Source organism: Halobacteriovorax sp. DA5, assembly GCF_002903145.1.
In the GTDB taxonomy this organism is placed as follows: domain Bacteria; phylum Bdellovibrionota; class Bacteriovoracia; order Bacteriovoracales; family Bacteriovoracaceae; genus Halobacteriovorax_A.
This window is the reverse complement of the sequence record NZ_PPDJ01000002.1, coordinates 566619-584156: the sequence shown is the minus strand read 5'-3', so window position 1 is coordinate 584156 and position 17538 is coordinate 566619. Positions and strand designations below refer to the sequence as shown.

The window sequence follows — 17538 nt, the reverse complement described above, 5'->3', positions numbered from 1 at the left end:
AGTTATTAGGAGGTTAGAGCTGAAAATCTCTAAAATCCATCTGAGTATTTGACTCAGATACTTGGCAATGGCCAAAATTATTTATGTTGGCCACAATACTTGTCACTTTTGGTGTTCATCTTGCAAGTTGGTTTTTGGCCCCAAAAATGCTCATAGACTAAGCTAAGTTCGTGTAAATATTTAAGATAGACAGAAATTTAAACGGCTTAGAGGCCATTCTCTTTAATAAACTTTAGAAATCGCTATTCTAATAGCTGTTCGAGGGTAGGATTATGAAAAGAGAAGAAAGAAAAGACGACGGGTCAATCTGGAGTTCATACTCAGATATGTTTACAACCGTTGCGGTTGTATTCCTAGTTATGTTCGTTTTCGCCATGATTAAAGTTGGTGTTAAATCTTTGCAGCAAGCGCAGGAAAAGAAGAAACACGAAGAACAACTTGAAGGAATGGTTTCCAAAGAGCAAAAAATCAAAGAAATGAAGGCCAAGAATGAGATTGAGCAATCAATCACTGAGGTTACTGATTATAAGAACGTGATCAATCAAAAAATGGTCGAGCTTTCTAAGTTTGTTGAGAAACTAGAAAAGAATAAAAAGATCATGGAAGAAATGGTTGAGAACCAAACAAAGAAAGAGTCAATTGTTGAAAAAGTTGGACAACAACTTGATAAAGAAAAGTATAAGTCAAAAAAGATCTCTCGTGAAAATACTGAATTAAAGAAAGAAATCAACGAAAAAGCAAAAGAAATGAAGAAGCGTCTTGAAGAAATTCGTAAGAATCAAGATGATCTACGTTCTAAAGAGGCCCAACTTGATAAGCTATCAAAAATGATGGAGCGTCAAAAGAAGGAAGAAAAAGAGCTTGAGAAGAAAATTCAGCAAATCGTTAAAGAGATGAAGCAGAAGTCTCAAGAGAATGAAAAGCTTTCTAAGAATCTTGAGCAAACAAAAGAGAAGATTAAAGAGCAAGAAGAAGAGCAAAAGAGAATTAAAACTGTTTTAGAGTTCAAAGAAAAATCATTAGTTGATCTTGAAGAACAAATTAAAGAACGCGACTCGATGCTTGCAAAAGCAAAAGATAAGAATAATATTCTTTACTCAAAAGTTGGTGAGTTAGATAAGAAAAAGAAACAAGTTGAAGAGCAGAAGAAGAAAATCGAAGAAACTCTTTCAAGTGTAGAGCAAGTTAAAACTCAACAAGAAAAGAAACTTAAAGAGCTTGAACAAGAGATTACTAAGCAAACTGAAGATATTAAGAAGATTACTCAAGTTAAGTCAAAGCTTGAAACAAAGCTAGAAGTTGAACAAAAGAAAGTTCAGGAGCAACAAGCTGAAAACAAACTTGTTAATAATGAGATTGTAAAAGTAAGATCAAAACTAGCAAATACTCTTCAAAAAGTAACAGAAGATACAAAGAAAATTCAAGAGCTTCAACAAGTTAAGCGCAAAAATGAAGAAGCAATTGCTAAGGCCAATCGTGAGATTGAAGGGCGTATTATTGCCCAAGAAAAGCTAGAGAAAGAAATTGTTGAACAGAAAAAGCAACAGCAACAAGAAGTTCAAAAGCTTAATCAAGATCACACGCTTAAGGTTGATAACCTAAATAAGAAGTATGCAAATATCATCTCAACAAAAGAGCATGAAATTAAAACTCTTAATGCTGATCACCAGAATAAGGTTGCAGACTTAACAAAGTCTTATGAGCAACAAAAACAGCAACAAAAAGCAGGTTATGAGAAACAAGTTGCTGATATGAATAGAAAGTTTCAATCAGAACTTGATACAAAGGATAAGCAACTTGCGGGTCAGAAAAAAGACTCTCAAGAGACGATTGCTCGTCTAAACTCGGATCACCAGAAAAAAGTTGCTGACCTTACAAAGACTTATGAAAAGCAGCAGCAAAACACTAAAATGGGTTATGAAACTCAGATTGCCAATCTTAATAAGAAATATCAAGGTGAGCTTGATGTTAAGGAAAAACAATTAGCAGGTCAAAAGAAAGAGTCGCAAGAGACGATTGCAAAGCTAAATTCTGATCATGCAAAGACTGTTAATGACTTAACTAAATCTTATGAAAAGAAGCAACAAGATACGCAAATGGGTTATGAAACTCAAATTGCAAATCTTAATAAGAAACATCAATCAGAGCTTACATCTAAACAACAACAGTTAGATGGTCAGATTAAACAATCAAAAGATACGATTGCTAAGCTTAATTCTGATCACGCTAAAAAAGTAGATACGATTACTAAGTCGTATGAAAAGAAGCAACAAGATACAAAAATGGGTTACGAAACCCAGATCGCTAACCTAAATAAGAAATACCAATCAGAGCTTACTTCTAAAGATCAACAATTAGCAGGACAAAAGAAACAGTCGCAAGAGACAATTGCAAAGCTTAATGCAGATCACGCAAAGAAAGTTACAGATATAACGAAAGCTTATGAGAAGAAAGAACAAGATACGAAGATGGGGTATGAATCTCAAATCGCAAATCTTAATAAGAAGTACCAATCTGAGCTTGATACTAAAGAAGCTCAACTTGCTGGTACAATCAAGAAATCACAAGAGACAATTGCGAAGCTTAACTCGGATCATGCTAAGAAGGTTGATGACTTAACAAAGTCTCACCAGAAGCAACAACAAGACACAAAAATGGGTTATGAGTCTCAGATTGCAAATCTTAATAAAAAGCATCAGTCAGAACTTGATACTAAAGAAGCTCAACTTGCTGGAACAATCAAGAAGTCACAAGAGACAATTGCAAAGCTTAACTCAGATCATGCTAAGAAAATTACTGATCTAGAGAAAATGCATAAGAAATCTGAGGCCAAACAAAAAGCTGGATATGAGTCTAAAATTGCTGATTTAAATAAGAAGTATCAATCGGAACTTGATACAAAAGAAAAGCAATTAGCAGGTGTTAAAAAAGATGCGCAGTCACAGATTGCAAAGCTTAACGCTGATCACAAACGTGAACTTACTGATCTTACAAAACAATTTGAAAAAAGTAAGTCAGATCAGAAGCTTGCATATGACAATCAAATTAAAGATCTAAAGGGTAAGCATGCGCAAGCGATGGATTCACTTACAGCACAAAAAGATACTCAAATCAAAAAACTTAATGCTGATGTTGCCGCTCGTGATGGAAAAATCGCAGGTCTTAACGATGATGTTAATGGACTTAAATCAAACCTTGCTCGTTCTCAGCAGAACAATCAAGGTTTAAAAGGTGATATCAAAAACCTTCAATCAAAACTTGCACAAGGGGACGCTAAGAATAAGGGTCTTGCTGGTGAAGTTGATCGTCTTAAGGCGATGGTTGGTAAACTTGAAGGTGATAATAAATCTCTTATGGCACAAAATGGTGGACTTAAAGATGCTCTAGGGCAGGCCGAGGGTCAACTTAAGGGAATGTCTGAAGAGAATGGTGGACTTAAGAAAGCACTAGGACAAGCTCAAGGTAAACTTGCTGGTATGGCAGAAGAAAACGGAGGGCTTAAGAAAGCTCTTGGTGAGGCCAAAGGTAAGATGAAAGGAATGGGCGAACAAATTGGTGGCCTTAAGAAAGCACTTGGCCAAGCTGAAGGTAAGCTTGCTGGTATGTCTGAGGAAAATGGAGGGCTTAAGAAAGCTCTAGGTCAGGCAAAAGGTAAGATGAAAGGCATGGGTGAAGAAATCGGTGGACTTAAGAAGGCCCTTGGACAAGCTCAAGGTAAGCTTGCTGGTATGGGTAAGGAAATCGGTGGTCTTAAAGAAGCACTTGGACAGGCCAAAGGTAAGATGGCCGGTATGGGTAAAGAGATCGGTGGACTTAAAGACGCTCTTGGAAAAGCTAAGGGTGAGCTTGCTGGTCTTGGTAAAGAAAACGGTGGTTTAAAAGAGGCCCTAGGTCAAGCTAAAGGTAAGATGGCCGGTATGGGTAAAGAGATCGGTGGACTTAAAGAAGCTCTTGGGAAAGCTAAGGGTGAGCTTGCTGGTCTTGGAAAAGAGAACGGTGGCCTAAAAGAAGCTCTTGGCCAGGCACAAGGAAAACTTGCTGGTATGGGTAAAGAGATCGGTGGACTAAAAGACGCTCTTGGAAAAGCTAAGGGAGAGCTTGCTGGTCTTGGAAAAGAGAACGGTGGCCTAAAAGAAGCTCTTGGTAAGACCCAAGGTAAACTTGCAGGTCTTGGAAAAGAGAACGGTGGACTTAAAGAGGCCCTTGGTAAAGCAAAAGGTGAGCTTGCTGGACTTAATAACGAAAATAAAGACTTAAAAGGGAAGGTTGCAGGACTTGGAAAAGAAGTTAGTGATCTACAAAATGCCCTTGCTAATAAGAATGATGAAAATGGAAATCTTGGCCGTAAAATCGCATCTCTTGGTGAAGACCTAAATGCTTGTGAGACTGGCTCAAGTGCGCTTAATAAGAAGGTTACTGAACTTGGTAACGGGCTTGATGGTGCTAACAAGAAACTTAACTCATGTCTTGCTGAAGTTAACGATAAGAAAGACTTCATGAAACAAGTTAAGAAAATTGCGAAGAAAGTTGAAGATCAGAAGAAGAATCTACGTGCAAATATTGCGAGAAACCTAGCTGATAAATTTAGAAATAATAATATTGATGCAGCGGTTGATCCTAAAACTGGTAACGTAACACTTCTAATGGATAAGAACCTACTATTTGAAACTGGTTCTTCAAGACTGAGTGTTCATGCGAAGAAGAAGCTAAAAGATCTAATCCCACTGTACTCAGAAGTTTTATTTGCTGATGATACAGTTAGAGAGCAGCTTGATAGTTTCAACGTAGAAGGTCACGCTTCACCACTATTTGCTGGTAAGGCACTAGATCCTATGATGGCAGAAGCTTATTCGTATAACTATAACTTAAACCTGTCGTCACGACGTGCACTAGCAATTTCTAACTATATCTATAGTGATGGAATGAGCTATCCATATAAGTTCTATATGAGAAATGTGACGAAGTCGATTGGTTATGGTTTCTCAAGACCAGTTCTATTAGATACGGTTATTGAGAGACAACGTGAGTCGATTGCAGCTGAACTTATTGAGCCAAAAGGTTTCATCGTCGAAGAGAGAAAACCTGCAAGCTACGCAGTTCCACTTGCAAACGAAGACATGAAGTGTGGTGACTATAGTTGTAAACAGTCACAACGTGTTGAGCTGAGCTTTACACTTAAAGATGATCCAAAAGCGATGGAGAGGTTATTACAATTGTCTCCAGAACTAAAATAGAATACCAATAGTCGAGGATTGGTAGACCTAACAAAGAGGTACGTATGATTGAGATAGTTTTAGGGTTTTTCGGTACATATCTTATCGAATTTATGATGGGGCTTTTAGTTTGTGCCCTAGTATTCCGCTACTTAGCTTATCGCCACAGTAAGGACGATGATGCTTATTACTCTCGTTTTACTCGCGAGCTTGATGCGGCCATTGATGATGATAAGCAAAAAAATATACCAATTGATGATATCGACTCATATATGTCGAATCTTCTAGGACGAGTAAATGCGGCCCTTCCTGATAACGCTCTTCGTTTCAGTAATAATGCCAATATTCAAAATCGTCACTATGATGGAAAAGAGGCCATGCAACAACAGCAAAGAGAAATCGATAAAGAGATCGATAGCTCTGAAGGTTCAAGTATTTCGCTTAACCAGTATATTGGTTCTAAGCACGGTCTAATTGCTTCAATTCATGGGGAGAGTTCGGTTTTTAAATCAACAGTTCCTCCTAATTATACAGAGCTTACTGACCGTATCATGAGTGATGATAGAAATTGGACTAAGCTTTACGGACAGATCCCTATTGATGGTGCTTCACGTATGATCGATATTCTTCCAAACCTTTTTATTGTATTTGGGGTTTTCGGGACGTTCATTGGTATTGCCATGGCCCTTCCTGAGATTGCGGCCATTGACTTTAATAATATTGAAAAATCTTCAGATAACCTTACTCGTTTCGTTATCAACGTTGCCTTCTCGATGAAGACATCGATTGCGGGGATTTTCTTTTCTCTAATTTTAACTTTCCTAAACACTCTTTTCCCACTACCGGAAAAGCGTTACAAGATTTTTAAGAAAGTTGAAACTTCAATGCAGAACCTTTGGTATCACCTTCAACGTGGTAATGCTAAGGAGCAGAGTACAATGCAAGGTGTACTAAAAGTTCTTCAAAGTATCGAGAGATACATGCGTGAAGACGCTCCTATTAAGAAAGTTGATTCTGATAAGAAGAATGTAGCTTAATAAAGCTAAAAAATTTAAGCTGACTTTAAATTTGGAGAAGAGAAATGAGTGTTTTATCAATCGTTAAAGGTTGTCCGCTATTCTTTGACCTATATGACAACGAAATTATGACAATATGTGAGCACTGTAAGGTGCTTACGCTAAAACCTGGCGACTATGTTTTTAAACATGGCGATAGTGGTGAGGAGTTGTTCCTTATCTTAAATGGCTCAGCAAAAGTTTTTAATGCTGACGATAAAGAAATTGCTCGTTGTAAAAAGGGAGACCTCTTCGGTGAGATGGTACTTCTTAAAGAAAATAAACGTTATGGAACTGTTCAATCAGATAATTATACAGATGTTCTCGTCATGAACTACTCGGACATATTCGGCCTGTACAAAACCAATCCTCGAATCTTTTCACTCTTGATACTCAATCTATCAAGGTTACTGGCCGGACGTTTACAGGGCGCAGGTAAACGAATTTCAACCCTAATCATGGAAATGGAAGAAATTAAGAAAGCTGCCTAAAGCTAGCGCTGAGATGGGGGGAGGGGCAGTTCACTGAGCTGCCCCCCTTTTTGTTTTTGGTACGCGCCACCTTTTCGAGATATTAATCACTTAGTTTCTAATTTCTTCTATACTTAACCCTAACTTTATATTTCGTTGCTTTTAATTAGTATTCATTATTGAATGAATCTTTTTATATTAGTAATTTTTATTCTTGTGAGATTTTTGACGAAGATTTCTCCTTTTTAATAGATAACTTTCTAGAATCTCGAAAAGGTGGCGCGTACCAAGTTTCGTAATTGAATTAAAAAATAAAATGTTGTCGTTTTTATTTATTTGTCATGTCTGTTACGTCAGAACGTTTAAATGCCTAGACCTAAATTAATAAGACAAAATGAGTTTCCTTATCACGTAACATCTCGAACTAATAATAAAGTTCCTTTTCCTCTACCAATGTATCATGTTTGGGATTTAGCTAAGCAGGCATTAATTTATGCTCGGAAAAATGTTAATGTTGAAATAAATTGTTTCGTTTTAATGAATAATCATTATCACTTACTCGTTACAACTCCTAATGAGAATCTTGATAGGTTTATGATGTATTTTAATCTCAAACTCTCAAAGCTAATTAGTCGAAATGCTAGGGTAATAAATCATAAATTCAGTAATCGCTATAAGTGGACTATCGTCTCCAATCAGGACTATTTACAAAATGTATATCGTTATATTTATCAAAATCCTCTTCGAGTAAATATTGTAGAAAGATGTATTGATTATCCATATAGTTCTCTACACTTTACAAGTTTTGAAGCTCGCTTGTTAAACTATAGGCCACACTTTATGTATGCAGATGAGGTGTCTTTTTATGAACAAAGGTTTTCAAGTAATTTAACTAATATTATTAGCACTTCTTTAAAAAGGAGTGTTTTTGAAATCCCACTTAGTGTAAGTACTCATGATCGCAAGATGTTGAAATCCTGAAAAGGTGGCGCGTACCTTAAAGGTCGCGTACCTTTGCAAGTAGTAGGATCAAACCTTGCTGACAGAATTTATTTTTCAAACGAGTTCGATCTCCGCGAAACTCATATCTTTGCGCTGATACACCATCTTTTGTGGCAACGCCGATACATACTGTTCCAACAGGTTTGCCAGGAGTCGCACCACCAGGGCCGGCAATTCCAGTATACGAAATTGCAATGTCAACACCTAGGGCCTTGCGAGAACCAGCGGCCATCTCCGTTGCTGTTTCGTTACTAACGGCACCATGATTTTTTAGTGTTTCATTTTTAACGTGAATAATATTTTCTTTTACTGAATTAGCGTAACTTACGACTCCACCTAAAAAGACAGACGATGACCCTGATACATTTGTGATTGTTGAACTGGCCAGTCCACCTGTGCAGCTTTCGGCAAAGCCAATTGTGAGTCCTTTCGCTTTTGCTTCTTCAACAATAACTTCTTCGATTGTACGAAGGCCATAAGTCCAAATATTATTTTTTAACTCTGTTGCTTCAATGATATCTCTAATTCTTTGACGTGATTCTTCATTTTGAAATTGTGGCCTAAGATTAATTGTAATATCAACTCCTGAGACGATTGGAAGTGAGCTAACTTTTCCAAATTCTTCCAAGTCTTCCCAAAGTGTAGGGCATAGCTTAAAGAAGATTGTCTCTTCTGGAATGCTGTGAGTACGGCACACAAAAAGTTCGTGACCACTTTCAGCTCGGTTTTTTAGAAGTGGCACAATACTATCTCTAACCATCGTTTGGCATTCGCGAGGAACACCCGGTGTACAAAAAATCTCACATTTTCCTAACTTTGCATGAATTCCTGGAGCAAGGCCAGATGGATTATAAATAGGAGAGGTATCTTTTGGCAGCATATGATAGTTGCTCACTTCACGTGAAAACGTTCTGCCAAATGTTTCGTATTGCCTAATTGCTATCTTTTCTGCTTCGAGGTTTTCAACGAGTTCAACACCTAGTACATTTGCCACAATGGATTTTGTTAAGTCATCTTTTGTTGGCCCAAGCCCACCTGTGATGATAAGAAAGTCATTCTCAGCGGCCTGTTTCTTAATTTCTTGAGTTACTTGATCGAATTTGTCACCTAGGATTGTGCACTTATTGAAGTCAAAGCCTAGAGGAGCGATCTCTTTTGCAAGTATTTGCAGGTTAAGATCATTAATTTTTGCATTTAGCAGCTCGTCACCAATGATTATTTGGGAAATTTTGGCCATGTTAATCCTTTAATTTGGGCAAGATAGGTTATAATATACGCTGATTATTTTAACACATAACTTTATCATATAGAGAAAGAAAGAGTACGAATGAGTAAAATTACGAATTTTAAATTAGACTACGATCAAGACCTAGAGTTTTATCTAAACAAAAACTTTCCTGGTTTCGCTGATTATCGAATCCATAACAAGGCCCTTGATGCTCGTGGAGCTAATCGCGGTAAAAAACCAATCTATAATTTTAAAGTTGAAATTATTTATCCTGGTGAAGAGTTTGCTGCGTATCGAGAGCAGTTTAACTTTCTTGATAACTTTTCTAAGACACCAATTATTATTGGTGCAGGACCTGCTGGCCTATTTTGTGCACTACGCTTAGCGGAATATGGAATTAAATCGATCATTATCGAAAGAGGAGATCGTGCTCATAATCGTATGAAGCATATTGCTCGTTTTTGGCGATACAATGAATTTGACGATGATAATAATGTTTGTTTTGGTGAAGGTGGAGCGGGACTTTTCTCTGATGGGAAATTAATCACGCGTATTAAGTCACCTTACGTACAATATGTCATGAATCGTTTTGTTGATTTTGGTGCGCCTCCTGAGACGGCCTATGTATCTAACCCGCACTTAGGATCTAATAAGATTCGTGGGCTAATCAAACAAATCACTGATCATCTTAAAGAAAAAGGATGTGAGATTCACTACAATGTGAAGGTGGATGAAATACTTTTTGAGGACGATAAGAAAGTTGCCGGTGTTAAGCTGAGTGATGGAAGAACACTTGAGAGTAATAACGTTGTTCTAGCTACAGGTCACTCTGCTAAAGAAATTTATTATCATTTAAAAGAAAAAGAAGTTGCGATGGAGCCCAAGGACTTTGCTGTTGGTGTGCGTATTGAGCATCGCCGCTCGCAAGTTGACTTTCTTCAGTATGGGCGCTTTGTTCAAGAAGATCTAGGTGCCGCTCGCTATAAACTTACATACCACAACAAGAACGTTGATAAAGGAACATACTCTTTTTGTATGTGTCCAGGTGGCTACGTTTTATCTTCTGGAACTGATGCTGATGGGATTGTTGTAAACGGAATGAGTAACTTTGCAAGAAACTCGCCTTGGTCAAATTCTGCACTTGTTGTTTCTGTAAATGCAGGAAAAGATTTTGGTCTTGATGATGTATTAAATGGTCATTATTTTCAACGTGAAATTGAAAAGAAAGCCTATGAAGCTTCGCTTGCTAATGCATCTGGAAAAGAGATTCCATCACAAAGAGTACAAGACTTTCTTGATGGCCGTGTTTCTAAAGATCTTCCAAAGACATCTTGTCCGTCAGGAATCTTTTCACATAACTTAACAACTATTCTTCCTGAGTTTATTGCTCAAGGTCTTCGTGAAGGACTAGAGTCTTTTGATAAGAAAATGAAGGGGTTTGTAAATAATGATGCCCTTTTATTGGCACCGGAGACTCGTACTTCAGCACCTGTAACTATAAAAAGAAGTCGCGCGACTTTTGAATCAGATTCTCATAAAGGTTTATACCCTTGTGGCGAAGGAGCTGGTTATGCAGGTGGTATTACATCTGCTGCCGTTGATGGTGTTAAAGTTGCAATGGCAATGATTCGTAAAGAAAAAAATATCTAAAGAAAATACTCTGCAACTGCAAATAATCCATTTTGAACGACTAAGAAGTGTACAGAATGATTAGTTGGGTTGTAGAGAATTTTTCTCTGTGATGTATAGCAATCAACTTGCGCATCCCAACTTAATTCAGTTTCGATATCATCCGTAAAATTATATTGCCACATTTTATTACTTGCACAGTAATAGTAGTATTCTTTTGAATTATAGCGAACGTGTGTGAAACCATTAGTTGTTCTTGGTAACATCGTGTAGTCAACGATATTTCCGTCACCACCTTTTATCATAACTCGAGCAGAACTTGTTTGCTTAAACATCCAACCAAGAGTTGAGTCATAATGTGAGTTTACCATACCACCATATGTTGGTACACGTGAGCTTGCTAGAGGAGTAGCTGCACTATAAAAACTTCCACGCTCTGTATCAGGCATACCTGCAAAATGAGATTGACGGTAGCTATCACTCATATCGTATAGCTTAATAAATGCATCAGAAGTCGTTGTTCCATTATAACGTGACTTGTGAAGCATAAGCTCGCCATTTGCCACCCCAAGAATTTGCTCATTATACCAGTCAAATTTAATATCTGTTCCGACTAGTCCATCGGATGCAGCATCAAAGTACCAAGTGGCACCACTTCCAATAACTCGAGTATTGGTTAATGTTGTTCTGCTGTAGCGATTTACACCTGAACCAACATCATCAAAAATATCTCCTGTTGTTCGATCAACTGAGAAGCTATAAGATCTCGCTGAGTAGCCACCAACAATAGTTTCGATGGTTCCACCAATTGTAAATTCTCTGTATGTTCCTGAAACGTAATCACCGACAACTATTGTATTATCTAGGCCATTATCTTTACCCCAATCGATTTGCCAAGAAGCCGAAATACGAGCTGATAGAGCGCTTTCTCCATCACCTGAAGAAGAGAATTGACCTGCTAGGGTAACGATATTACCACTGTCATCTAAAGTTCTAATTAGTCCATGATCATTGAAATAGATTTTACCTTGTTGGTTAACAAAGTAACCTTGAAGGTCTATTGGACATGAAGTCGCTGCCGTTCCATCTGCACATGGTGTGCTCGATGTTGAATCAGTACCAAGAACTCTTGTATACGTATTTGTTACATGATCATAGAGCATTAGGTTGCGGCCATGGTTGTAATCAAAATAGATTTTTCCATCAAGGCCTGTTTTGTAAATTGAGCGATAACCAGTATAGATATCATAAGGTGCTGTGGCATTATATGTCGTTGTTGGTGTACCCGATGCGTAGTCTAGTCTAGCGACACGGTAATGCGTATTTCCTGTGACAGGCTTATGAACACTTACATGCATATGCTCAAGAGCCGAGTTTACCGCATTATAGGCGATGGCCATATTCGTCACTCTTTTTCCTGACCAACTATAAGTGTCCTCATTGTAGATACCGACACCATCGATTTGGATACGATTGACTATATTTTCGCTTGCATCAAAGTGAAACCAATTGCGATCAGTATTACTTGAAGTACTTCTAAAATAGAGGTCGCCATTTGGTAGAGGAACTAGAGTACCTAGAAAGCGATGAAAGCTTGCAATGTCGATAGCACTTGGTGCAAAACTTGTTCCTGGATTAGAGTTCGATCCTCCACCTACTAGAGTCGATATTTGCCAAGGAGTCGTATTCATATCAATTCGTCTAATACTGCCCTTATCGACAATGAGAAGCCCATTGTTATAGTCAAGAGTAATGGCACTTGCAAAGCCAATTGTGGCATTCTCAATTGATCCGCCATCTCCACTTGGTGTACCTGTTGTTGGTAATAATTCTTTGATAATCCCTGTTTCCGGATCAACCCATAAGAGTCCTGCATCAAGGTCACGATAGAAAATATCTCCACGATCAGTGACTACCGTTGAGAATAGATCAATCTCATATGTTGAATTTCCATCTTTAAAAATAACAGAACGCCCACTTCCGCCTATACCTTTTTCTGTACTTCCCGCAATGATTCTAAAATTAGATTCATTTAGAGGTGCAGATGTCATAAAGGTTTCACTACCATCGCTATCAAGGGCAACAACTCTGATCTTATAAACAGAGTCCGTAGGAGAAAGTCCTGTAAGTCTGATACAACCTGTTTCTTGGGCCGTAATTGTACAACCACTTCCTTGAATATTTGCAATATTGTCCATAAGAAGCTGGTACTTTTCTTCTGTTCCATCAAGATATGAGTAGTAGATACTGATAGGGTTAGTTGCTAGTCCTTCATTATCGATGGCCTTCCATTTTACATATATATCGCTATCTTTAGGGGCCTGAAGTTGTGACAGAGTCGCTGGTGAACTCGGCGTATTTGTATTTGTTGCAATGATATTGAAAATCTCTGGAGGTGTACCAGGCAGATAATTAATTGAATCAGTATCAACACCTGCAACTTGTGTATTTGTTGAAATATTTCCTGCCGCATCGGCGGCCCAAGCGTAGACACTATAACTATTTGTAACAAAACCGATTCTCACATATAAATTATCTACACTCGTAATCGTTATATTTTGTGCTCTTTTGGCCTCTGGAAGTGTTGTGAAACATTCATCATTGATACTTGATGGTGCAGTTGTATCATCATATTTAAGGCAAATATATGTAATATCTGATGCAGTATCAGTAGCAACGAGATCGACTTGTATATTATTATTTCCTGTTGTTGTGGCACCACCATTTAATGATATTGAAGAGATTGTAGGAGCGCTCCCATCAATAACAAAATTCTTTTGAATTGTTGTGCTATGTCCGGCCGCATCTGTGAAACTAACTTCAAAGATTGCATTATTGACCTCTGGACCTAAGTTAATATCAGCAGAGTAGCTCTTTGATATATTTTCACTTGTAACAGCTGCTACCGCTGTCAGATTTTGCCAAGCACTACCGTCGTAAAATCTTAGTGAAAAATTATTTGCAACAGAATCAATATGCTTTTCAGTAAGTGTCCATGTGAATGTTTTTGTTGAATTTTGTCCATACGATGTAAATGAGTCATGCGCAATCTGTGGAGCCGTTGAGTCAATCCAAAAGATATTAGATTCGACTGTATTCGTATTACCCGCTAGGTCACTTAGAGAAACTCTTACTTTAGCATCTTCAATATTTAGGTTTGGAACACTCCATGCTTGAGTGAATGTTGTATTTGTAAGTGGGCCTACACTTGCATTTAGTGATGAAGTGATATTCACCCAATTACTTCCATTCCAATAGTCGATTGTATGAGTTTGGGCCGCAGAGATATTATCCTCAGTTACATCCCAAGAAAGTGTTACGCTATTTGATCCAGCTTGATTCGCTATTGTCGCAATTGAGATCGTTGGGGCCTGTGTATCATAAAAAACAGAGATATCAGTTGATGTCGTTGATACATTACCATTCACATCTTTTGACCATGCCTTAAGTGTGTGTAGACCTTGGTTCGTATTGGCCAGTGTGTATGTAATTGCTGAGGCCGTCGTCGTACAAGACTGCCAAGCACTATCTGCTTCAGTAGGCTGAGTTCCTTCATTTATTAGGACAAAGTTAATATCACTACATGAGCTTACTGTTAGATTATTACTTGTAGAAGAAGTATAAAGGGCCGAGCTTAGTGCTATTGAAGGTGGCGCTGAAGGTGTTTTATCTGAAACTGTAATTGATACAGTTGCAGTACTTAGAGCATCCGTAGTTGAGTCATTTGCAATGAATGTGAATGAATCTGTACCATTGAAATTCACATTAGATGTATATGTACAAGTCAGATCAGTTCCATAACTTCCTGTCGTAATACAATCCGAAAGTACTCCATTTGTAGGGAGAGAGACAATCTTATAAGTTAAGCTATCACCATCCACATCTGTCGCATTCGATAAAGTAATACTAAGTGGAGTGTTGTCATCTGTTGAATAGCTCTGGTTGGCCGCCATTACTGGAGCATCATTGATTGAATTCACATCAATTGTTACTGTTGTAGTATTTGAATCTAAACTCGCATCACTTGCTTTATAAGTGAAAGTAGCTTGGCCATTGAAGTTTGTACTTGGTGTATAAGTACATGCTCTTGAGTTACCTTGGTCGCAGACAAGACTTCCGCTAGCAGTCGTTGATACGATTGTATAGGTAAGAGCATCGTTTTCAATATCTGTAGCTGCATTTAGATCAAAGCTAATTGGTGTGTCTTCATTTGTTAAAACGCTTTGAGTTGCTACTAAAACCGGAGCATCATTAACAGCAGTTATATTAATTGTAACTGTTGCCTCTGTAGGTGAGTCAACTAATGTATCGTTTGCTCGATATGTAAATGTGTCAGTACCATTAAAGTTTAAATTTGGTGTATATTCACAAGTTATATCTGTTGTATAGCTTCCAGTTGTTAAGCAATTTGAAAGAGTACCATTTGTTGGTCCTGTAATAAGTTTGTACTGTAGAGTCTGTGTAGGCATATCAATGTCAGTAGCATTGTTTAGTGTGAAGCTTACAAGTGTGTCTTCATTAGTTGAAATCGTTTGATCATTACCTATAAGTGGAGCATCGTTTTCCGATGATATTGTGATTGTTGCGGTCGCTATATTTGAATCAAGATTTCCGTCATTTACTTTATATGTGAAAGAATCAACACCATTGAAATTAGATGCGGGCATATACTGACAATCTCTTGAAATACCACCAGTACAAGTCAAAACACCATTTGATGTTGTTGAGACGATACTATAAGTGAGTGTGTCGGCATCAATATCACTACCTGTATTTAATGTGAAGGCCACTAGTGTGTCTTCAGCTGTTGCTAGGGACTGTGTTGAACTCAGAGTAGGAGCGTCATTTACAGGAGTTGTATTAATTGTAACGGTTGCTTGTCCAACAGAGTCGTATTGACCGTCATTGACAATATAAGTAAATGTATCGCTACCATTGAAATCTGCATTTGGTGTATATGTACAAGTTAAGTCTGCAGTATAGCTGCCCGTCGTGAAGCAGTTTGAAAGGGTACCATTACTTGGTGGTGTGATTAATTTATAACTTAGTTGTGCACTTGTGTTGTCGATATCAGTTGAATCACTTAATGTGAAATTTAAAGCAGTGTCTTCTATTGCAGTAAAAATTTCATTTGCAGCAATTGATGGCCTATCATTAACATTGGCAACATTCAGATTAACTGTCGCAATATTTGAGTCAAGTTCGGAATCATTGGCCTTATAAGTAAAGCTATCTGTTCCAGTGAAGTTTAAGTTAGGCGTATAGGTACAACTTGTTGTGCCTGGATCACAAGTAAGAGTTCCGTTTGTTGGCTGTGACACAATTGTATAAGTTAGCGAGAACGAATCAGGATCAACAGCTTCAGTTAGACTAAAATCGAGGCCTGAATCTTCTGTCGTATTAATTGTTTGAGGCGTTGCTAAAGTTGGCGCATCATTAACTTGATTTATGTCGATCTCGTAACTTTTCTCATGGAATGGTAGAGTTGTATCAACGCGATCGTTACCACTTTGTTTCTTTCCAACTTTTAACGTAATAATTGCTTTAGGAAGTGTATTTGATGGAGGAGTGTAATTCCATACGTTTCCTGTTCCACTTGAAACGCCGTCAACAAACCATTCGTAAGCAATTTGATAAGTCGAATCCCAGTGTTCAGCAAGGGCAGAGAATTCAGAAGAAAGGCCTTCATCCATTAATGTTGCGTATAAAATACTCTTTATTTTAGGCTTAGAGCTTTTTAAAATATCTAAGTTTTCACCCTCTGTTAACTCGTTAAAAGTCGACTGTATTTCAGTATCACTTTCAATCTGCGTGTAGGCATCTTCCAAATTAGTAAGATTATCAGCAAGCGTATTTGCTAGGGCCTCTTCTGCTGCTTCTAGTTTCTTAGTAAAGCTTGCATCAGTTGAATAGTTGATACTCGTTGCAGGTAGTTGTGCCAAAATTGTTGTCGCAGCAGTAATATTTTGATTCTTATAGAAACTTGTTACAATCTTTTCTAGCTCAATATCACACCCTAGTAGTTTGATCTTATAACGAGCAGGAGCAGTCAGGTCTAACTCTAGTTCACTTATATTAAATTCAAATTGAGTCGAAGTTGATATTGTCTCTAGATCAATTGGATTATCTTCTAGAATTGACATCGTTACCGTATCAAATATTGCAACCTTTGGATCCGTACATGTTGTTGCTGCATACGCACTAAATTGTCGTGTAAAGAAAGTCGTATGAGTAATGACTCCATTAAGTGGTGGAACTAGTCCTTGTAGTCTTGGAGTTGGCGGTATGTACGGGTTTGATTTTCCGGAGTTTGTCGTACTAGAGCTTGGCCTTGTTTTTGTTTCTTCGCTTTGGGGCGCTGTTGATGTTTGGTAATAAAAGCTTGTTGAGCTTGAATTTGACTTATCTTCTTCTTTTTTAAACGTGTTGTTATCTGATGCACTTGATTGTGAAGTATTTGAGTAAGAGGCAGCATTATTATTTGATGAGCTAACAGGAGCTGGCGCCGAATTAAGTGATGTATAACCAACAGAAGTATTTGTTTGGTCCTGAGGGCGATTGTTGATGTAAGCGATTTCTGCTTCTTCACTTACATATTCAGGTGTGTTTGGTAATTTTACCTTAGCTGATTCAATATTCTTAATTTGCCCTGTATTTGAAACTTTTGAGCTAGTGGATGCTAATGTGCGTTTTGAATTCTTTTCTTGATCATTTACGATTTTATTTGTTGATGTCGGGTTGTTTGAGCTAATAAGACCTTCGTCTTTGGAATTCTTATTTGTTAATATTAAGACCAACGTTAATATGACGATGGCCGAAATTGCCTTTAGTCTCAAACTTGTTCCTATCCTGTTTACGTTCCGCTTTATTAGCCAAGTTCTTATCGGTTAATTTACATACTTTTTTAGTACTTTTTGATCATAGCAGATCAATTAAATCAT

Annotated in this window: 7 protein-coding genes; 5 read left to right on the top strand and 2 right to left on the bottom strand. The window is 37.7% G+C overall.

The features are described 5' to 3' along the window. Nucleotides 1-272: 272 nt before the first annotated feature. The 4 genes from C0Z22_RS06080 to C0Z22_RS16375 all read left to right on the top strand — a co-directional run bounded on the left by C0Z22_RS06080 (nt 273) and on the right by C0Z22_RS16375 (nt 7719). A complete protein-coding gene (locus C0Z22_RS06080) occupies nt 273-5234 on the top strand; it encodes a hypothetical protein (protein WP_103217450.1) in 4962 nt (1653 codons plus the stop codon). Between the two features lie 44 nt (nt 5235-5278). Further along, nucleotides 5279-6250 carry a hypothetical protein gene (locus C0Z22_RS06075; protein WP_103217449.1) on the top strand — a complete coding sequence of 324 codons (972 nt, stop codon included), beginning with the start codon at nt 5279-5281 and terminating at the stop codon, nt 6248-6250. Nucleotides 6251-6294: 44 nt separating this feature from the next. Continuing rightward, nucleotides 6295-6759 carry a cyclic nucleotide-binding domain-containing protein gene (locus tag C0Z22_RS06070; protein WP_103217448.1) on the top strand — a complete coding sequence of 155 codons (465 nt, stop codon included), beginning with the start codon at nt 6295-6297 and terminating at the stop codon, nt 6757-6759. Nucleotides 6760-7104: 345 nt separating this feature from the next. After that, complete coding sequence (locus tag C0Z22_RS16375; protein ID WP_103217447.1) at nt 7105-7719, top strand: transposase; 615 nt, start codon at nt 7105-7107, stop codon at nt 7717-7719. A gap of 16 nt (nt 7720-7735) precedes the next feature. Here C0Z22_RS16375 and C0Z22_RS06060 read toward each other — a convergent pair whose 3' ends face one another. Further along, a complete protein-coding gene (locus C0Z22_RS06060; protein WP_103217446.1) occupies nt 7736-8977 on the bottom strand; it encodes a CinA family nicotinamide mononucleotide deamidase-related protein in 1242 nt (413 codons plus the stop codon). Between the two features lie 90 nt (nt 8978-9067). On the opposite strand from C0Z22_RS06060, the gene C0Z22_RS06055 reads away from it, so the two are divergent. Beyond that, complete coding sequence (locus C0Z22_RS06055) at nt 9068-10618, top strand: NAD(P)/FAD-dependent oxidoreductase (protein WP_103217445.1); 1551 nt, start codon at nt 9068-9070, stop codon at nt 10616-10618. On the opposite strand, the gene C0Z22_RS06050 is transcribed toward C0Z22_RS06055, so the two are convergent. Continuing rightward, complete coding sequence (locus C0Z22_RS06050; protein ID WP_103217444.1) at nt 10615-17433, bottom strand: Ig-like domain-containing protein; 6819 nt, start codon at nt 17431-17433, stop codon at nt 10615-10617. The two genes, C0Z22_RS06055 and C0Z22_RS06050, sit on opposite strands and share 4 nt — an antisense overlap. Nucleotides 17434-17538 lie beyond the last annotated feature (105 nt).